Origin of the sequence: Shewanella sp. BJSY2023SW005, assembly GCF_047314585.1 — a bacterium.
GTDB classification, from domain to species: Bacteria; Pseudomonadota; Gammaproteobacteria; order Enterobacterales; family Shewanellaceae; genus Shewanella; species Shewanella algae.
On the sequence record NZ_JBKORJ010000068.1, the window covers coordinates 26,098 to 45,736 of the forward strand.

The 19,639-nt window shown below is 53.6% G+C and carries 18 protein-coding genes; 3 read left to right on the forward strand and 15 right to left on the reverse strand.

What is annotated here, in order from left to right:
* Nucleotides 1-16: 16 nt before the first annotated feature.
* Genes ACMHXI_RS21790 through ACMHXI_RS21800 form a run of 3 tightly spaced genes read right to left on the reverse strand, consistent with a single transcriptional unit; the run spans nucleotide 17 to nucleotide 2,028 of the window.
* Nucleotides 17-730, reverse strand: a complete 714-nt coding sequence (locus ACMHXI_RS21790; RefSeq protein ID WP_025889263.1) for a response regulator — start codon at nucleotides 728-730, stop codon at nucleotides 17-19.
* Nucleotides 730-1,149 carry a DUF3019 domain-containing protein gene (locus ACMHXI_RS21795; protein WP_025011382.1) on the reverse strand — a complete coding sequence of 140 codons (420 nt, stop codon included), beginning with the start codon at nucleotides 1,147-1,149 and terminating at the stop codon, nucleotides 730-732. The genes ACMHXI_RS21790 and ACMHXI_RS21795 overlap by 1 nt, the downstream gene beginning before the upstream one ends.
* A 6-nt stretch (nucleotides 1,150-1,155) precedes the next feature.
* Nucleotides 1,156-2,028, reverse strand: coding sequence for a MipA/OmpV family protein (locus ACMHXI_RS21800; RefSeq protein ID WP_025011383.1), 873 nt, complete (start codon nucleotides 2,026-2,028; stop codon nucleotides 1,156-1,158).
* 201 nt (nucleotides 2,029-2,229) lie between these two features.
* On the opposite strand from ACMHXI_RS21800, the gene ACMHXI_RS21805 reads away from it, so the two are divergent.
* Nucleotides 2,230-3,405, forward strand: coding sequence for an acyl-CoA dehydrogenase (locus tag ACMHXI_RS21805; protein WP_101059410.1), 1,176 nt, complete (start codon nucleotides 2,230-2,232; stop codon nucleotides 3,403-3,405).
* A 13-nt stretch (nucleotides 3,406-3,418) separates the two neighbouring features.
* Nucleotides 3,419-3,952, forward strand: coding sequence for a GNAT family N-acetyltransferase (locus ACMHXI_RS21810; protein ID WP_224867864.1), 534 nt, complete (start codon nucleotides 3,419-3,421; stop codon nucleotides 3,950-3,952).
* Here ACMHXI_RS21810 and ACMHXI_RS21815 read toward each other — a convergent pair whose 3' ends face one another.
* The 9 genes from ACMHXI_RS21815 to ACMHXI_RS21855 form a co-directional block, all read right to left on the reverse strand.
* Entirely contained in the window at nucleotides 3,953-5,047 is a 1,095-nt protein-coding gene (locus ACMHXI_RS21815) for a calcium:proton antiporter (RefSeq protein ID WP_101059411.1), read from the reverse strand. It abuts the gene before it with no gap.
* Nucleotides 5,048-5,145: 98 nt separating this feature from the next.
* Nucleotides 5,146-6,939 (reverse strand): GGDEF domain-containing protein, encoded by a 1,794-nt coding sequence (locus ACMHXI_RS21820; RefSeq protein WP_101059412.1) that lies wholly within the window; start codon nucleotides 6,937-6,939, stop codon nucleotides 5,146-5,148.
* Entirely contained in the window at nucleotides 6,893-7,165 is a 273-nt protein-coding gene (locus tag ACMHXI_RS21825) for a hypothetical protein (protein ID WP_028781613.1), read from the reverse strand. Before ACMHXI_RS21825 ends, ACMHXI_RS21820 begins: the two co-directional genes overlap by 47 nt.
* The gene (locus ACMHXI_RS21830; protein ID WP_044735032.1) at nucleotides 7,162-7,974 is read right to left on the reverse strand and encodes an SAM-dependent methyltransferase; all 813 of its coding nucleotides are present in this window, start codon (nucleotides 7,972-7,974) and stop codon (nucleotides 7,162-7,164) included. The genes ACMHXI_RS21825 and ACMHXI_RS21830 overlap by 4 nt, the downstream gene beginning before the upstream one ends.
* A 122-nt stretch (nucleotides 7,975-8,096) precedes the next feature.
* On the reverse strand, nucleotides 8,097-8,528 hold the full coding sequence (locus ACMHXI_RS21835) for a GNAT family N-acetyltransferase (RefSeq protein WP_101059413.1): 432 nt from the start codon (nucleotides 8,526-8,528) through the stop codon (nucleotides 8,097-8,099).
* 88 nt (nucleotides 8,529-8,616) lie between these two features.
* Entirely contained in the window at nucleotides 8,617-9,840 is a 1,224-nt protein-coding gene (locus tag ACMHXI_RS21840) for a pepsin-like aspartic protease (protein ID WP_101059414.1), read from the reverse strand.
* A gap of 66 nt (nucleotides 9,841-9,906) precedes the next feature.
* Nucleotides 9,907-10,866, reverse strand: coding sequence for a TerC family protein (locus tag ACMHXI_RS21845; protein WP_101059439.1), 960 nt, complete (start codon nucleotides 10,864-10,866; stop codon nucleotides 9,907-9,909).
* Between the two features lie 327 nt (nucleotides 10,867-11,193).
* Nucleotides 11,194-14,073, reverse strand: coding sequence for a valine--tRNA ligase (locus tag ACMHXI_RS21850; protein ID WP_101059415.1), 2,880 nt, complete (start codon nucleotides 14,071-14,073; stop codon nucleotides 11,194-11,196).
* 15 nt (nucleotides 14,074-14,088) lie between these two features.
* Entirely contained in the window at nucleotides 14,089-14,553 is a 465-nt protein-coding gene (locus ACMHXI_RS21855) for a DNA polymerase III subunit chi (protein WP_101059440.1), read from the reverse strand.
* 199 nt (nucleotides 14,554-14,752) lie between these two features.
* Here ACMHXI_RS21855 and ACMHXI_RS21860 point away from each other — a divergent pair, with 199 nt between their 5' ends.
* Nucleotides 14,753-15,658: a PhzF family isomerase gene (locus ACMHXI_RS21860; RefSeq protein WP_071237032.1), complete on the forward strand. Its 906-nt coding sequence runs from the start codon at nucleotides 14,753-14,755 to the stop codon at nucleotides 15,656-15,658.
* Between the two features lie 153 nt (nucleotides 15,659-15,811).
* Here ACMHXI_RS21860 and ACMHXI_RS21865 read toward each other — a convergent pair whose 3' ends face one another.
* The 3 genes from ACMHXI_RS21865 to pepA all read right to left on the reverse strand — a co-directional run bounded on the left by ACMHXI_RS21865 (nucleotide 15,812) and on the right by pepA (nucleotide 19,519).
* The gene (locus ACMHXI_RS21865) at nucleotides 15,812-16,849 is read right to left on the reverse strand and encodes an NADP-dependent oxidoreductase (protein ID WP_101059441.1); all 1,038 of its coding nucleotides are present in this window, start codon (nucleotides 16,847-16,849) and stop codon (nucleotides 15,812-15,814) included.
* Nucleotides 16,850-16,941: 92 nt separating this feature from the next.
* Nucleotides 16,942-17,547, reverse strand: a complete 606-nt coding sequence (locus tag ACMHXI_RS21870) for a TetR/AcrR family transcriptional regulator (protein ID WP_101059442.1) — start codon at nucleotides 17,545-17,547, stop codon at nucleotides 16,942-16,944.
* Between the two features lie 463 nt (nucleotides 17,548-18,010).
* On the reverse strand, nucleotides 18,011-19,519 hold the full coding sequence (gene pepA / locus ACMHXI_RS21875; RefSeq protein WP_107006302.1) for a leucyl aminopeptidase: 1,509 nt from the start codon (nucleotides 19,517-19,519) through the stop codon (nucleotides 18,011-18,013).
* Nucleotides 19,520-19,639: the final 120 nt, after the last annotated feature.

The window sequence follows — 19,639 nt, forward strand, 5'->3', positions numbered from 1 at the left end:
GTAACCTACAAGAGGATCAGCTGTTCCAGGCCTCGGGAGCAAATAGATATCCCTGGCCCCAGACCGTCTTGATCCTGAACGGTGTTTCTATGTTATCGCCCAGCTTCTTGCGCAGGCGGGAAATGCGCACGTCTATCTTGCGATCCTTGCCGTCGAAATCGATATTCAGCAGGCATTGGTAGATATACTGGCGGCTCAGCACCTGGCCAGCCTGGGATGCCAGCAGCCACAGGAGTTCAAATTCGTGACTGGTGAGATCCACCTCTTTCTCGCCCAAACGAATCGCCTGGGTGTGAGGATCTATGCTCAGCTTGCCAAAGCTCAGGCAGTGGGATTCTGCCATAGGTGGCTTGGTATGACGTCTCAGCAGATTGTTGATCCGCGCGACCAAGAGTGCCGGGTCAACCGGTTTAACCACATAGTCATCGGCGCCCAGTTCCAGGCCTTTGATTTGATCTTCGTTGGAGCCAAGTGCGCTCATCAGCAGGATAGGGCCGGCAAAGTAATCCGGCAGCTTTTCACATAATGTCAGTCCATCCATCCCCGGCAGCATGATGTCCAACAGGATAATGTCTGGCTTGTAGTTAAGCAGTCTGGTCAGTACTGTGTCACCGCGGCGCTCAACTTCTACATGCATGCCATGGGACTTGAGATAATCCACAATAAGGTTGGCAAGACGAATGTCGTCTTCCACCAATAAAACTCGGTGAGTCGATTGCGCTGAGGTCATCAGAATAAACTCCAAGGGTTGCGATATCTTCGCCTGACGCTGGTGTCAGACACGGGCGTAGTTCTAAAGTAAACGCCGGCTAAGGTTTGCCATGTGTCTTTATCTACCATGACAAAGTGAATGTCCTCACTGGTTGTGAGTCGGAATGTGAGGCTGTGCACATCTTCAGTTTCACTGCACCAACGTTGTAACCCTTCGTAATCAGAAAGGATACAAACCGCACCGTTTGTATTACTCCAGCTTAAACTGACGTCAAGCGAACAGGTGTCCTCTTCACTCTTGAGAATACAGAGCTGTGGTGTGATAGCCAGCTTGGCTTCTTGATTATTATTATCTGGTTCGGCCTGTACCTTGGCTGCAAATATCATTGACAACATCAGCAGCGGGAACAGCCAACACCAGCCTTTTGCTAAGCGCACCTTGTTTTAAAACCTATAGGCAGCACCAATGAAAAAAGCTCTGACATCATCTTCATCCAGCAGAGGGCTCTTGGCTATTTCATCGGCAAGTTGGGTATAACGCAGTCCTAATACAAGATCCCAGTCCTCGTTGAGGCTATAGCGACCGGTAAACTCCAGTCCACGGTTAAAGCCTGAACTCCCCTGGTACGCCTGACTCCAATAGGCATTCTCGCTTGGTCTTACGCCAAAGTAATAGTCGACTATTTCTTTACTCTTCCATTCTATGTTCAGGGCAAACTCCAGTTTCCAGCGTTCCAATGTCAGATGATATAACCATCTGGCTTTGGCTTCAGTGCCCCGGTGAACATTGAACATATCATGTGTAAGCGAAAGATTCAGTATACCGTATCGAGTGTAAATAAAAGCCTCGGCTCCGCCAAGAAATGTAAAGTGCCTGTCCTCCAATTCGTTAAAAACTTTTGGTGGTTCACTGCTTTGCATTAACATTACCGGCGCGGCGCGGCTCTCTGGGGTAATGGAGACTTGAGATCCGCCACTGAAGGTAAACACATTGCTGGGATCCCAGCGGTAGAAAAAAGCCCGCTCTCTGCTGTAAGCCGTCACCAGGTTGATGGTGTAGTTTTCCGACTCCGCCAGGGTCAGCCCCAGATTACCGTTGTCAAAAAACCAGTTCTCACCATAGTAGGCAATACTGGGGATCACATAGAGGGGAATATCGTCCTGATGGCGCAAGGGGTTGCTCTTTTGGCCGTAACCCAAAGCCAGTCCAAGATCCCATTCACCAACAGGTATGCACTCTCTCTCCTCGCAATAGGGATGGGCCCAGGCGCTGAGAGAAAAGAGGCTGATAATGAATAAACAGAGCCGTACAGACATGAATACCGGAAATATCAGTAATAACTATGACCAAGATTGTGCAGAAGATTAGCATTTGTCCGGCGCAAATTCAGAGATTTCTTTCATAAAGGTTGCAATTTGATACAGACGTAATCTTTGTTTGGCAGAGGTTTCAGCTCTGGGCAGACATCCGGGACTGAGGTAGCATGATGAAAATCAGCTGAAAAAAAGGACAAAGCTATGGCCCGTAATCCCTTCGATTGGCAAGACCCCTTGCAGTTTGACAGTCTGTTGCAGCCGGAAGAAAGGATGATCCGTGACACTGTGCATGAATATGCCCAAAGCAAGTTGCAACCCAGGATCCTGCAGGCAAATCGCCAGCAATACTTTGATCCCGAGATCATGACAGAGCTCGGTGCTCTGGGGTTACTCGGGGCGACTCTGCCTACCGAATATGGCGGCGCCGGGGTCAACTATGTCAGCTATGGCCTGATTGCCCGGGAGATAGAGCGGGTCGACAGTGGTTATCGCTCGGCCATGAGTGTGCAGTCCTCTTTGGTGATGTATCCGATTTTTGCCTACGGCAGTGAAGAGCAGAAACAGAAATACCTGCCAAAGTTGGCACGGGGGGAGCTGATAGGCTGTTTCGGCCTGACCGAGCCGGATGTGGGGTCAGATCCCGGCGGCATGAAGACTCGCGCCGAAGCCATCCCGGGAGGGTATCGGCTCCATGGCAACAAGATGTGGATCACCAATTCACCGATTGCCGATCTCTTCCTGGTTTGGGCCAAGCTGGATGGGGTCATTCGTGGCTTTTTAGTGGAAAAGGGCACCCCTGGGCTGTCGGCGCCCAAGATAGAGGGCAAGTTCTCTCTCAGGGCCTCGATAACCGGCGAAATTGTGCTGGACGGGGTTGAAGTGGGTGTCGATGCTCTGCTGCCCAACGTCGAGGGGCTCAAGGGGCCCTTTGGCTGTCTCAACAAGGCCAGATACGGCATCGCCTGGGGCGCCTTGGGCGCGGCTGAGTTTTGCTGGCATGCCGCGCGGCAATACAGTCTGGACCGAGTCCAGTTTGGCAGGCCGCTGGCGGCCAATCAACTGATCCAGAAAAAGCTGGTGGACATGCAGACAGAGATCACCACGGCGCTGTTTGCCTGCTTGCAGGCCGGTCGCTTGCTGGATCAGGACAGTTTGGCTATCGAGGCCATCTCGCTAATCAAGCGTAACTCCTGCGGCAAGGCGCTCGAAGTCGCTCGCCAGGCCAGGGACATTCACGGGGGTAATGGTATCAGTGACGAGTTTCATGTCATCCGGCATCTGATGAACCTGGAAGCGGTCAATACCTATGAGGGGACCCATGATATTCATGCCTTGATCCTGGGACGGGCCCAGACAGGCTTGGCGGCTTTTAGTTAAGGAGAACAACAGAGTGCAGGTAACAGAGTTTGAACCCAAGGTGAGTCAGTCACAACAAGAGGTAGTGGTGCGCCACAGCGAGCACACGGATATTCCGGCAATACGGGCGCTATTTACTCAGCCCAGCTGTTATGCCGGCACCTTGCAGCAGCCCTTTCCGTCACTCGAGAAGTGGTATAAGCGCCTGGGCGAACTGCCGGATGGTTACTATTCACTGGTCGCAGAGTGGCAAGGGGAAGTGGCCGGTCAGCTCTCCTTACAGGTACAAACCAACCCCAGACGTAAGCATGTGGCCGATCTGGGGATGGCGGTGAGTGAAGAGTGCCGCGGTATCGGCGTGGGTTCTACGCTGCTGGCAGCCGCTGTGGATTTGGCCCATAACTGGTTGGCGGTGAGACGCCTTGAGCTGACGGTTTATACCGACAATCACGCCGCCATAGCGCTCTACAAACGCCATGGCTTTGTGATTGAGGGCGAGGCGAGGGACTATGCCTTCCGTGATGGCGAATATGTGGATGTATTTTTCATGGCCAACATCCGCGAATGATTATTCAAACATCAAGAACAGATAGACCACAAACAACACCAAGTGAGTCGCCCCGTGCAGCGCATGGGTGCGGCCACTGCTGAAACTCACCTTACAAACCATCAGCGTGGTCACCAGCAATACCATATCTGCGGGACTGAGCCCCAGCCTGACCTCTTCACCGGCAATACTGCCCACCAGAAGTACCGCAGGTACGGTCAGGGCTATGGTGGCCAACACAGAACCAAAATAGAGATTCATCGCTCTTTGCAACTGATTATTGAGCGCCGCTTTTATGGCACCTACGGCTTCCGGCGCGAGAATAATACAGGCTACCAGGAAGCCACCCAGGCTCGCCGGCGCGCCCAGAGTGGTAATGCTGTAGTTGATGGGCATGGCCAGGGTCTTGGCCAGCAGCATTACGGTTACCAGGCAGATGAGCAACAGCACTCCGTGGTAGAGGTTGGAGTGGCTGGAGGCATGATGATGGTGCTCATCATCCAGGTGGTCGGCATCAACAAAAAAGTGGCTATGGCTCTTGGTTTGGATCACCAGGAAGATGCCGTAGAGCATTATCGACACCAAGCCAAGCATCCAGGACATGGAAACCGATAGGCCGCCTATGCTGCCGCCTTCGGTAAAATTGGGCAGCACCAGACACACCAGGGCCAGCGGGATAATGGCGACCAGGTAGGATTTTACCCCATCGAGATTGAATTGCTGGGTATGATAACGCCAACCGCCCAGCAGCAGCGTCAGCCCCACAAGGCCGGTAGAGATGATCATCACCACGGCAAACATGGTGTCTCGGGCCAGGGTTGGGTTGGAGTCACCTGTCAGCATCACTGAGGAGATCATCACCACTTCCAATGAGATCACCGACAGGGTGAGGATCAGGGTGCCATAGGGATCGCCCAGTCGAATCGCCAGAATATCTGAATGGCGCACGACTCCGAAAATGGTCCAGATCACTACCACAAGCAGCAATATCGACAGCGGGATATAAACGGCGAGCGGAGTTCCGTCCGCCAGATACTCAGCGCCACCTGTCTTAAAGAATAACAAGGTAATCAAGGCGATAAGCAGTGATATTTCTTCTTTGATAAAAGCCAGCATGGCAGGTTTCCATCGTCGCTATAAAGCCGCATTATACTTTGGCATTGGTGTCAAAAAAACACCAATATGCTGTTTTGCCCTGTTTTTTCTACCCGAATTCAGGGGATATCTGCAGCACTGCACACCTGGTTGCGACCATTTTTCTTGGCCTGGTACATGGCCTTGTCGGTATCTGCCAAGAGCGTCTCCAGCTGATAGCCGGAAATTGCAGCTTCAGAGACCCCAAAGCTGGCGGTCAAGGTAAAGCTGTGGCCCGAATCCGAGGTATCGGCCTGCTCCAATAATTCCCGCAGAATTTCGGCAAAGGCTATCGCCTTGTCGATACGGGTTTCAGGCATCAACAAGCAAAACTCCTCGCCACCAATACGCCCCAGTATTTCCTTGCCGTTACATAGGTTTCGGGCGATACGGGCCACCTCCCTCAGCGCCCAGTCTCCGGTCTTGTGACCTTTGGTGTCGTTGATACGTTTGAAATTATCCAAATCCAGCATGATGCAACTCACCGGCAGTTGCTGCAGCTTGCAGTATTCCAGCGCGCTGAGCCCGACCTGAGTGAAATGCCCGCGGCTGAAAATCCCGGTCAGGCAATCAAACTCGGCCAGCTCCCGTAACCGTTTCTGGGTTTTCCAGGATTGGTATCCCCATGTAAGCAGCAAAGTGATGACACAGAAAAGTGCCGCTATCAGCAGCTTGTGGTTATGGGACTCTGTCTCGGCCAACTGTTGTTTGACCTTGAGCAGCTTGTTCTGTTCATCCAGCAGTGCGATACGGTTTTTTTGCTCCACGCTTTGGTGTTCCGCCAACTGGAATGCCAGGGTCTTGGCTCTGATCTCGTCGAGAAAGGCTTTATCGGCTTCGGAATACTGTATATAGGCATCCAATGCCGCATCAAGGTCGCCGCTTTGTCGGTAATACTGATACAGCACCCGAAAGGCTCGGATACTGGGGTCGCCCTTGCCGGCTTCGGCACCGCCTGCCACGGCTTGGATGGCAAACTCTTTGGCGAGTTCTGGTTCATCTGTGCGCCAATAAGCTTCGGCAAGCAGCGAATAATAGCTGGCAATCATAGGGGCATAGCGGGTCGACTCCATTTGGGGAAGCTGATGTAACAAAAGCTCCAGCGCCTGCTGTGGTTTGCCCTCATTGATATAGAGCTCTGCCTGGTAACTGAGTATAGCGCTGGCGCCCACGGGTTCATTGGCTTCCCGGCAGATATTCAAGGCTTGGGCAAAAGCTCTGTCAGTGGCTTCAATACGCTTCAAGCCAAACAGTGCCTGCAGGCTGAGTTGGTCGGCAAAACAGAGGCTGCGACCATCATTGTGGCCCTTTTCCCTGAGTCTGGTGGCAAAGTGCAGCCCTTGTTGATACTGCCCCAGAAGGTTGTAGAAAACCGCAGCTACCGCCAGACCATGAACATAGAAGCCGTCGTCCTTGATTTGTGGCAAGAGTTGCAGGGTTTGTCGCAGGTTTTCGGCGCCCTGGCTCCACTCGCGCTTGATGGCATTGGTATTGACCAAAGAGGTCAGCGCCCGAAAGCGGATTTCGAGCACAGCGCTAGACTGCACCAGCTCCTGATAGATACTGCGGGCTTTTTCCAAGCGGCCGTTGAAGGAGTGCTCGTAGGCGAGCAGGTAAGACAGGTAGTCCTGCTCGGCAGCAGACATATCGGTACGGCGCAGCTCCAGCTTTCTGAGCATGGCGCTGAACTGCCCGGGCGAACTCGAGCGGATTTCGTCGCTGCGTTGCAGCGCTTCTCCGAGTTCGTCCGAGCCTTGGGCCGCAGTGCTTGCTATCAGGCACAGCAGGGCGCAAATGAGCCGCCTACTGCTGAGCCTCAGGTGCCGTCTAGCTGGCCACAGCTTGTAGCTGTGAAGCTTGATTCTCTTCGTCATCTTCCTGCTCGTCTTTTTCCGGTTCATCTTCGGCCGGGAAAAATATACAGAATACGTCCGGGCAAAGATCCAGCTCGGCCTTCAACTGCAGCAGATCTTTATCTTTGATGGCCGTGGCTATTTCGGCGGATACCCCGGCTTCAGTCAGGGCTTTATCCAGCGCCTCCGGGGCTTGCAGGCTCGGGTCGGCGCCCAGTCGGGCCAGCAGGTTAATCACTTTACTCATACACTCTCCTCGGGTTGATGATACAAGGGCGCCTTGCTACCCAATGCCGCAAGGCGTGCTCGCATTTCTAAGTTAGGTTCGGGTTTTGCAGCCGGAGGGATCACCAAAGTGGTATGGAGCGCCAAAGTGGCCTCTACAAGCTCGCGCAGTTTTATGGCTTCTCTTCTGGGAGAGGCCAGCGCCGTGGTGGCGGCTTCATAAAGCCAGCAGGAGTGCTCTGGACTGTAGAGCCGATAGAGTTCTTCCAACAAGAGTTGCCGATTCTTGGCGTCTGTGATTGTCAGCCCCATGTCGAGATCGCCTGCCAGGCCTATCTGCCACAGGATCAGAGTGGCAGTCGGATCGACTCGCCTGTGGTATAGCATGAATTGGGTTGCTTCAAAGTGCTGGCAACCATTTTGACCGGGATCTATGCCAAGGTCGGCATAGAGGCAATCGGCAGCGGATATGCCTGGCAGCATCTGCGCCTCAAAGCCTTCATTCCTGGCAATGGTCACTGCCTGGTGAGGCGCTTTGGCAAACACGCCGGGATGTCCATAGAAGGCACCGACCACTTTTTTACCCAAACGAACTTCACTTAGCATGGTATCGACCATCTCCCGATAGCTGAGATGGCGGGATTTTCCGTGAGCATAGCAAGGCTGCAGCGAGCGGACATTGGCATTGAGTTCCTTAAGCCAGAGTTCGACCAGAGGGTCGGATACTCCACAGAACACTATATCGGCCTGCTCGATATGACTAAGGCTGACTGGACTCAGGTGAGCCCCCAGCATCATACCGACGCCGACACAGGTGATAGAGCCTTGCATTGATTTGGTCTCTTTAATTGTTTTGCTAATGTTATCAATGTTTGTTATTTTTTAAAGCGCTATTGCTGGTCTGCCACAGAAATGACATCAAGCGGGAGTGCTCAGGCTCGGCCATGACTGGCTTAAACCCCATAGCCAATGCGACTTTTTTTCATCGGTTCGTTCTTTTTATGAGTACGAAGCAGCAGCTCATTGAGGGTCGCTTCGCTTGAGAGTCGCTGCTGCATCAGGTGCAGTAGCTCCTTGGCATAACCTTGTCCCTGAGCCTGTGGGCGCAACAAAATGCCTATTTCGCCCACTCGTCCGTAGCGGCTGAGGCCCAGTATGCCTATCGGGAGCTGCCTGCGGGTTTTGATACACCAACAATATGTTCGGGGCAGCAATTTGTTGTTGGCTGTCAGGGTATGGGTAAATCGCCTTTCGGCCTCTGTTTCACTGAGCTCAGTTGCGATAAAAGACATGACTTGAGGATCGCGATAAAGGCCGGTGAACAAGTCTTTATCCTCTGCTTTCAGAGGCGTTAAAAGCAGTCTTGGACTGGTCAATCTGTTCATGACTCTCCTTAGGGGACTGCCGGCTTGGAAACATTTTTCTTACGGGCAAAGCGAACCGTGCCGCTCGCTCCCAGATCGCGACGGAACACTACATAGTAGGGATTGAACAGCGGAAGCCCCAGAATGCTCTGGGCCGGCCAATGGGGCAGTTGTCCCATGAGTTTGAATACGGCATGACCATGCTTGGGGGCATTTGTTTGCCAATAACAGTCAGCTGGGCAGGTGAGTATGCAGGTCTCCCCTTTTTCTCCCTCGAGGTAAAACAACAGCTCCGGCCATTGCTCAAGCTTGAGTTGGTTGCAGGGGATACCTTCTGCCAGCATTTGCTGCACCTTGGAAAGCTCATGGATAAAGGGCTCCAGCACAGAGGCGCGTCAGGGTGAAGACGGTAAAGACTCTGCAGCAAGCGCTTGAACAGACTCTCTGGCAGGCAGATGAGGGAAGCGCCCGAGTCCAGAATGGCGTTACTCGACCCTCTCTGCTCCAGCTTGCTGTCGGTGGGAGGACGAGGAATGGCATCCTCACCGTGCCAGCCGACGGCTTTGAGGTTGAGGTTATAGTAGCGGTCATGGACGACCTTGATATCGATAAATTGGCCATCGTAGAGATGGGTCTGCTCTTCGCCGCCGCCGAGTATCAGTATTCCTTGATTGAGACTGTCGTCTTTTAAGCTTGCCTGCCTTGTTTCGGCACAGGCATGGTGAATACTGGATCTATGACAGAGTAGGGCAAACCTGTTGGCGCACAGACCATGTTGTTCCATCAGGGTAAAGCAACTGGGAATATCCTGCTCTGGTGCCTGCGAGATTAAGGCCTTAAAGTGCTGCAGCTGCCTTTGATCAAGCACTTGTGCTTGATCACCAAAGGGCCAGGGAAAGGTGTATTTCTGCCGCTGATGTTGCAGAGCGAGATAATGGCTCAGATCATAGCTGCGATTGAGGGGGTGATAGGCCAGTCCCCAGATACCGTCAGCCTCCAGGAATGTGTGCCGGGTTTCCTTGTGTACCAAGGCCAGTGGCGTATCTGTTAACTTCAGCTGCGCCGCCTGAACCTGAGTGTGAATGACAGAGCCCAGCCAGCCTCCCTGGCCATAGCAAATCTCCTGTGCCAAGGCCGTTGGCTTGAGTGACATATCCTGTTCAGGCTGATAGCGCCTGTGCAGCACAGCCATGGTGGAGCTGCCGCTATCTATGATGAGGTTAACCTCACACTCTTCACTGCCGAGTTTGAAAGGAGCGGTATAAACGCCGTCTGCCAACAGGTTGTTGAGTGGCAGCAAAGTGCCGTTGACCAAGGTCGCTCTCTGGGTCATAAGAATAATTTTTGTTAATTTTTTGTTATCTTATAAGCCCTTCGAGCGACTGACAAGTGACAGATATTATACCTGTGGTTGTTTACCCTTATCCCGAGTCAGCCACAAACTGCCCAATACACTGATCAGCAGGATAGCGGCGATGACCGCCAGTGCCAGCATGATAGGCAGATGATAGATATCCAGCAGAAGCATCTTGGTACCGATAAACATCAGGATCAGCGCCAGGCCATATTTGAGCAGCACAAAACGTTCGGCGGCGCCCGCCAGCAGAAAGTACATGGCCCTGAGTCCCATGATAGCAAAGATGTTGGAGGTCAGTACGATAAAGGGATCTGTCGTGACCGCGAAGATGGCCGGAATACTGTCCACCGCGAAGATGATGTCGCTGATCTCTACCAAAATCAGCGCCAGCAACAGGGGCGTGGCAAATAACATACCGCGGCGACGCACCACAAAGCGCTCACCCTGAAGCTTTTTCACCACCCTCAGGTGTTTTCTGAGCCAGCCGAGCAGTTTGCTGTTGGAGAGATCGGTTTCATTCTCTTCCTTGGCAAACAGCATCTTGGCGCCGGTAAACAGCAAAAAGGCCCCGAATAGATACAACACCCAGTGGAACTGATTAATCAGCCAGGTACCGCCAAATACCATGGCGGCGCGCATGACTATGGCGCCCAGCACTCCGTAGAGCAGCACCCGCCTTTGCAGCTCGGCGGGGATGGCGAAATAGCTAAACAGCATCAACCAGACAAATACATTGTCCACGGCCAGGGCTTTTTCGATGAGATAGGCGGTGAGGAACTCCAGCCCCTGCTGATTGGCGACTTCGAGACCTGCGGTCTGTTTCAGATAGAACCAGATCCCTAAGTTGAACAGCATGGCGACGCTTATCCACACCAGGGTCCAGATCCCCGCCTCTTTGACCGAGACTTTATGGCTGTGACCACCGCCGACAAACTTAAGATCTATCCAAAGGATCCCCAGTACTATTACCAGAAATCCGCTCCACAACCACCAGGTACCCATTTCGTTATCTCCAAATACAACAAAGCCTGCCACCGACGGCAGGCCAGCTGAAGGAGCACGGATCTTGCCTGTCGGCAAGGTCTCACTTACAAAGCACAGCTCAGTGGCTTTGCCCGGTTGCCGGGTGCGCAAACACCGTAATGACGACAAGCCGGCGAGAAGTTACTCCCCTTGGAATATTCCCCAATTTAACAATATGTTGCCCCGATAGCCAGCGCTGGCAGATGAAATTATCTTAATCTTGCCAACCCTCTGCCCTGGGCGCAAACGGAATGAAAAAGGGCAGTCAATTGACTGCCCTTACATTTATCGCTCTTGAGCTAATCGTTAGGCTTCCAGTTTGGCCAGCTCGGCTTGCTGCTCTTTGAGCTTGTCCATATCGCGCTTGAGATCAGCCATCTTGCTGCGCTCTTTGTCGATAACGGTTGCCGGTGCCTTGGCGACAAAGCCTTCATTGGACAGCTTGCCTTCAATGCGGGCCACTTCGCCACTCAGCTTGTCCAGCTGTTTGTCGATACGAGCCATCTCGGCCGCTACGTCGATAAGCCCTGCCATAGGGATCAACAGTTCCATCTCGCCCACCAGTTGGGTGGTGGACATGGGCGCGTTGTCGCCATCGGCCAGAATCGTCATGCTTTCCAGCTTGGCCAAGCTAGTGAAGAAGGTTTGGTTGGCTTCGACACGGGCCTTGTCGCGGGCACTGACACTGCGCAGCAAGGCGTTGAGCGGCTTGGACGGAGCTATGTTCAGCTCGGCGCGGATGTTACGCACGGCAACAATCACTTGCTTGACCCATTCCAAGTCGGCCATGGCCTCGGTATCGACTTTGTCGGTCTGATACTCAGGGAAGGCGGCCAGCATCAGGGTTTCCCCTTCCACACCTGCAAGTGGTTTGACACGGTGCCAGATGGTTTCAGTGATATATGGCATCAATGGGTGCATCAGGCGCAACAGCTGCTCGAGTACAGTCACCAGAGTATGACGGGTGCCACGCTGCTCGGCTTCAGAGCCGTTTTGCAGCACAGGCTTGGTCAGCTCAAGATACCAGTCACAGAACTGGTTCCAGGTGAATTCGTACAGGGTATTGGCGGCCAGGTCGAAACGATAGGCGCCCATATGCTCTTCGAAGGTCTTGACCGTTTGGTTGAACAGACCTGTGATCCAGCGATCTGCCAGTGACAGCTGCATCTCACCGCCGGCCTTGCCGTTGGGTGAGTTGGGGCCGCAATCTTGATCTTCTGTATTCATCAGTACATAGCGGGAAGCATTCCACAGCTTGTTACAGAAACTGCGGTAACCGTCCAGGCGCTTCATGTCCCAGTTGATGTCACGGCCGGTGGACGCCATGGCAGCCAGGGTAAAGCGCAGCGCGTCGGTACCGTGGGCTTCGATGCCGTCGGCAAACTCCTTGCGGGTGCTCTTTTCAATCTTGGCGGCCAGTTGCGGCTGCATCATGTTACCGGTGCGCTTGCCAACCAGAGATTCGAGATCTATGCCATCGATCATATCCAGAGGATCCAGCACATTGCCCTTGGACTTGGACATCTTGTTGCCTTGCTCATCACGGATAAGCCCGGTCACATAGACAGTCTTGAAAGGCACCTGAGGTGTGCCGTCTTCATCCTTGATGAAGTGCATGGTCATCATGATCATCCGGGCTACCCAGAAGAAGATGATGTCGAAACCTGTCACCAGCACGTCTGTGGGGTGGAAGGTTTTCAGCTCAGGAGTCTGCTGTGGCCAGCCCAGGGTTGAGAAGGTCCACAGGGCAGAGGAGAACCAGGTATCCAGTACATCATCGTCCTGACGCAGAGCAATATCGCTTGCCAAGTTATGCTTGGCACGGACTTCGGCTTCGTTACGGCCGACATAGACCTTGCCGCTGTCGTCATACCAGGCCGGAATGCGGTGACCCCACCACAGCTGACGTGAAATACACCAGTCCTGAATGTCACGCATCCAGGAGAAGTACATGTTCTCGTATTGCTGAGGCACAAACTTGATATCGCCATTTTCCACCGCTTCTATGGCTGTCTTGGCCAGTGGTTTGACAGACACATACCATTGGTCGGTCAGCAGGGGCTCAATCACCACGCCACTGCGGTCGCCATAAGGCACTTTCAGGCCGTGGGGCTCGATTTTTTCCAAAAGACCCAGGGTCTCGAATTCGGCGACAACTGCATCGCGGGCCTTGAATCTGTCCATACCGGCATAACGGCTTGGCAAAGAGGCGTCCAATTCGGTGTTGAGGCTACCGTCGACATTCACCACTTCGGCCACAGTGCGGATGGCGGCATCCTGGGTGAGTATGTTGAACATAGGCAGATTATGACGCTTGCCGACTTCATAGTCGTTGAAGTCGTGGGCCGGGGTGATCTTCACGCAACCGGTACCGAACTCCATATCCACATAGTCATCGGCCACCACAGGAATACGGCGGTTGACGATTGGCAGAATGATCTCTTTGCCTATCAGGGATTGATAACGTTCATCGTCAGGGTGCACGGCAACGGCGCTGTCACCCAGCATGGTTTCCGGACGTGTGGTGGCGACAATCAGATAATCTTTACCGTCGGCGGTCAGGGCGCCATCGGCGAGTGGATAGCGGAAATGCCACATGTGGCCCTGCTTTTCCTTGTTTTCCACTTCCAGATCGGAAATTGCCGTGTGCAGCTTGGGATCCCAGTTAACCAGGCGCTTACCGCGATAGATGAGATCATCTTCATAGAGGCGAACAAACACTTCCTGCACGGCTTCCGACAGGCCTTCGTCCATGGTGAAACGCTCGCGGTCCCAGTCTACCGAGGCGCCCAGGCGACGCATCTGGCGGGTAATGGTGCCACCGGACTGGTTCTTCCATTCCCATACTTTGTCCATAAAGGCTTCACGGCCCAGGTCGTGGCGGCTCTTGCCTTCTTCGGCGGCGACTTTGCGCTCCACCAACATCTGGGTGGCGATACCGGCATGGTCGGTACCCACTTGCCAGAGGGTGTTCTTGCCTTTCATCCGCTGGTAACGGATCAGGGTGTCCATAATGGTATCCTGGAAGGCGTGTCCCATATGCAGGCTGCCGGTGACATTCGGCGGCGGGATCATGATGCAATAGTTGCCCTGGGACTCGTCACCGTGGGGCTTGAAGTAACCTTTCTCTTCCCATACACGGTAGAGCGCTTGTTCAATAGACTGCGGATTGTATGTTTTTTCCATGGGAACTGTCGTTTCTCAAACAAAATTAAGTGGTTGTGTTGCCAAATCCTGGGTGCTGAGCGTGACTCCCAGATTACGATACTGGCGGTATCTGTCCCTGGCCAGGGCCTTGTGTTGCTCATCACCGGCAACAAAATCTATGATCCTGCCAAAGTTTACCGCAAACGCCGGGGCTTCATTGGCCAGATTGATCAGTATCGGGCGGCGTTGATTGGGCCCCAGCCTGTCAAAGCCGATTTCAACCGGTGCACCGGCGGCAGGGCCTTCCCCTTTGAGGTTGTGGGGCACAAAAGCACTGGGCTCAAACTGCCACAGCAGCTCGTCAATCCCATGGGCCTGAACCTGATCCTCACAGTGAATATAGAGCCATTCACCCTTGGCATAATGCTGCCCGGCCAACTGACAGGCAAGCAGTTGCAACTGCTCGGCGCTTGGTTGCTGTGCTGCATTCGGCAGCAGATAAAAAGTTGCCTTGCTCATCGCCTGCATCTCACCCCTGCACAGAACACTGGTAGCCATTTGACATAAGAGGAGGATTTTACACCTTTTGGCCAAAGGTTGAAATGGTCCGCGCCATCCCGATAAGGCTCTTGAGCTATCGGGTGACAAGCTACGCCTATATTGCCAAGGGTTGGGAAAGTGTCGATACTCGTTTGACGCTTTTGTTCCGGAGTCAATCATGGAGTTACAACTCTTTCAAGTGGATGCCTTTACCACTGAGCTGTTTGCCGGTAATCCCGCCGGTGTAGTGCTCAATGCCGATGGCTTGAATGAGCGGCAGATGCAAAATATCGCCAGAGAGCTAAATAATTCGGAAACGGCCTTTATTTTTAATACTCCAGGGGCCGATTACGATATCGAAGTCAGGTTTTTTACTCCCACTCAAGAGGTCCCTATCTGTGGCCATGCCACGGTGTCGGCCCACTATGTTTATGCCAAAAGTCGCAGTGTCACAGATGGAACCGTAATTCAAAAGACGGGAGCAGGAAAGCTACCGGTTACCATAGCACCGGAAGAGGGCGATATTTCAGTGCTGATGACTCAGGGAAAGGTAGAGTTTGGCGCCATCTTGAGTGCTGCCCAGGTTGAGTCATTGTTGCTGGGTACCGGCTTGCCTGAAGGGGCCCTGGTGACGGATTTGCCGGTACAGATAGTTTCTACCGGCCACTCCAAAGTGATGGTACCACTCAAGAGTAAAGCGCTGCTCGAGCAGGTCACCTTGGATGAGCCCAAGCTGGTGGCGTTGAGTCGGGAAATTGGTTGCAATGGTTTTTACCTGTTTACACTGGAGTCTGAAGAAGAGGGCGTGCTGGCTGCAGGGCGTATGTTTGCACCTGCCATAGGGATAACAGAGGATCCTGTGACGGGTAATGCCAATGGGCCTTTGGGCGCTTATTTGACTCACTACGGCAGCTTGCCTGCCAGCATGCAGGGCTCGGAGTTTTCCATCGCTCAGGGCGAACAGATGGGCCGCAAGGGATATATGCAGGTGCGGGTCTTTGCCGATAAAGAGACTGTCCACAAAGTTCAAATCAAAGGGCGTGCCCGGATTGTCTTTGAAACCAGGCTTAAGCTGGAGGCCTGATCCAAGGCTTTGTTGAAGACGGTGTGCATAGCTTGAATTAAGCCGTTAAAACTTGCGGCCCTCTTGGCGTTTATGCTTAAGCGGGCCGCAAGTCTTGCTTTGCTGGTTACCGAATGGCCGCAGGACTCAACTTGGTGCAGCCATCAGTTTTTATCACAGCGGCTCGGCAACCTTGATCACCAGTTTGCCGAAGTTTTTACCTTCAAGCAGGCCGATAAAGGCTTGTGGGGCCTGCTCCAGCCCTTCGACCAGTTGCTCCTTGTATTGAATTTTGCCTTGAGACAGCCAGTCACCCATATCCTTGGCAAACTCTTCATATCTGTGACCATAGTCGTCAAAAATGATAAAGCCCTGCATCTTTATCCGCTTCACCAAAATGGTGCTCATCAGCAGTGACAGGCGATCCGGTCCGGCCGGCAACTCAGTGGCGTTATATTGAGACACCAAACCACATACGGGGACTCTGGCGCTGGTGTTAAGCAGGGGCAATACGGCATCAAACACCTTGCCGCCGACGTTCTCGAAATAGATGTCTATTCCCTGGCCGCAAACTCGGGCCAACTGCTCGGCGAAGTCCTCGGCCTTGTGATCCAGACACTCATCGAAACCCAGTACTTCTTTGGCGTGGCGACATTTCTCAGCGCCGCCGGCAATACCTATGACCCGGCAGCCCTTGAGTTTACCTATCTGACCTACGGTAGCGCCAACCGGTCCGGTGGCGGCGGCAACCACCAGGGTTTCTCCCGCTTTGGGCTGGCCTATATCCAGCAGTCCCATATAGGCGGTGAAACCCGGCATGCCCATGACTCCGAGGGCGTATGAGGGGGCTGCCGGCGCTTTGCCGAGTTTCAACAACCCTTCACCGTCCGAAAGGGCATAGTTTTGCCAGCCGGTATAAGCGAGCACCCACTCACCGACTTCAAAGTCAGGATGACGGGATTCTTCTACCTGGCAAACCGTGCCGCCGACCATGATATCGTTCACGGCTACCGGCTCGGCATAGGATTCTGCATCACTCATGCGGCCGCGCATGTATGGATCCAGCGACAGATAGATAGTGCGCAGTAACACCTGGCCGTCGCCTGCTACCGGCTTGCTGCTGCTTTCCAGGCGGAAGTTGTCTGCGTTGGGAGCGCCGCTCGGGCGAGAGGCCAGCACAATGCGCTGATGTGGGTTTTGATTGGCAGTCATAATAGGCTCCATTGGCTTTTATTGCTTAATTAGACCGGTCGTCTAGTTTTTGGTTAAAAAAATCCCGCCACCTGTGTGGCGGGGAGTATCTGTTATTGGCCGCTGTTGTCCAGCCTGCCTGTGAGTATGTTGTCAGTGGTTTGCATCGCCAGATTGAGGGCGTTTTTATCCTGAGTCAGCTTGCTCATCAGGCTGGCCCCCAGCCAGAGGTTGTAGAGCAGCTGCGCCGTCTGGTCACTGTTGCTGACCTTGACAGAGCCATCCCGGTTACCGGCTTCGATACATTCGGCAATAGTGGCAATGATCCGCTTCGCACCTTGCAGCAGCGCCATACGCATCGGCTCAGAGAGATCGGCCACTTCGGCACTCAGCTTTACTACCAAGCACTTTTGCGCGCCGCAGACATCAGCGTCGCAGTCCAGCCAGAGTTGCCAGTAGCTTTGCAGCCGTTGTAGCGCCGGAGTACGTTCATGGCCCAGCAGTGCCTGCAGCTTATCCTGATAATCGTTGAAATAGTCCTTTATCAGGGCTTCACCGAACTGCTCCTTGGATTTGAAGTAGTGGTAGAAGGAGCCCTTGGGGACTTTGGCATGTTGCAGCAGTTGTGACAGGCCAACATTGGAAAAGCCTTTGGTTACGACGAGCTGGTAACCTGTGTCCAGTATGTGTTGGCGTGTGCTTTGTGTCTGTGTGTTCATGACGGGCAGTATAATCACCATTAGACCGGTCGTCTAGTGGTTTATTTGAACAGCACTTGTTTGGCTCGGAGCTTCAGCGGCAGTAGCAAGTGACTAAGGAAACGCGATAAGAAGTAACTGGATGAAAAATATGAATTAAAGCGTTCAGAGTTTAAGTAAACGGAGTCATGTCGGCTGGAACTTTATAGTTGGAAGCCGAGTTTTATGGGCCGTATTGAGCCACGACCTTTCAACAGGTCGGTTTATTGTGGCCTCGCTCTGTGGTTTGAGCCGTGGATGAATACTATTTCGCCCAAGCGCCGGCTCTCTCGGCGATAATCAAAAGGCGGGGGCGATAATCAAAAGACGGGGAAGGAGCAGGACAAAGGGAAGATTGGCTTTAAAAAATAGCCAATGGCATGACCCCACAAAAATAAAAAGCGAAGCACTGGGCTTCGCTTTTTCTCAGCAGGGAGTCAGGCGCTTATTCGCCTTGCTCGACCCCGGCGCGGTTGATCAGGAACTGCGCCAGCATAGGAACCGGACGACCGGTCGAGCCCTTGTTGGCGCCGCTGTTCCAGGCTGTACCTGCTACATCCAAGTGAGCCCAGTGGTACTTCTTGGTAAAGCGCGACAGGAAACAGGCCGCCGTGATAGACCCGGCAGGGCGTCCGCCCAGGTTGGTCATATCGGCAAATGGGCTGTCCAGCATCTCCTGATACTCATCCCATATCGGCAGGCGCCAGGCGCGGTCACCGCTCTGCTCACCGGCATTGAGCAGCTCGCTCGCCAGTGGGTTATGGGCAGAGAACAGACCTGAGGCGTGTTTACCCAGCGCGATAACACAGGCACCTGTCAGAGTGGCGGTATCTACCACCAGTTCAGGGTCGAAGCGCTCCACATAGGTGAGTACATCACAAAGCACCAGACGGCCTTCGGCGTCTGTGTTAAGTACTTCCACGGTTTGGCCGCTCATGGTGGTGAGAATATCACCTGGGCGGTAGGCGTTGCCGGAAGGCATGTTTTCACAGCCGGCCAGTACCCCAACCACATTGATAGGCAACTTCATTTCACAGATGGCCTTCATGGTACCCAGTACCCCGGCAGCGCCGCCCATGTCGTATTTCATTTCATCCATGGCTTCGCCCGGCTTGAGCGAGATACCACCTGAGTCAAAGGTCAGGCCCTTACCCACAAGCACTATCGGCTTGGCGGTCGTGTCGACGGCGCCCTGATACTCCATCACTGTCATGATGGACTCGTTGGCACTGCCACGGCCCACGGCCAGGTAGGCGTTCATGCCAAGCTTGGCCATCTGCTCTTCACCGACAGTGCTGACCTTCAGGTTCTCGTGCACTTCGGCCAGTTGCCGGGCCTGCGAGGCCAGATAAGCCGGGTTACAGATGTTGGGTGGCATATTGGCCACGTCGCGGCACAACTGCATACCAGCGGAAACACCGACACCGTGCTCGATGGCGCGCTCGCCGACCGTCAGTTCACGGCGGGTAGGGACATTGAATACCAGTTTGCGCAGCGGCCGGCGGGTCTCGCCCTTGCGGGTCTTGAGTCCATCGAAGCTGTAGAGGGTAGAGCTGGTGGTTTCCACGGCCTGGCGCACTTTCCAATAAGTGTCGCGGCCTTTAACGTGCAGTTCGGTCAGGAAGCAAACGGCTTCCATTGAGCCGGTATCATTGAGGGTGTTGATCGTCTTGGTGATGATCTGCTTGTATTGGCGCTCGTCTAGTTCTCGTTCTTTTCCGCAACCTACCAGCAGAACCCGCTCACTCAGTACATTGGGTACATGATGCAGGAGCAACATCTGCCCGGGCTTACCTTCCAGATCGCCACGACGCAACAGGTTGCTGATGTAACCTTCACTGATTTTGTCCAGTTGTTCGGCGATGCCGGACAGGCGACGGGGTTCGTAAACGCCTACAACTATGCAGGCCGAGCGCTGTTTTTCGGGGCTGCCGCTCTTTACGCTAAACTCCATGAGCTCTCCTAGATTCTTTTAAAGACAAACTTTTTTATTTATTGGATAATGTCTGCTTGTGCCGCCCAAAGGCGGAAAATTTCCTGCAGCAGGGGGCTGGTTTGGCTGACAAGAATCATA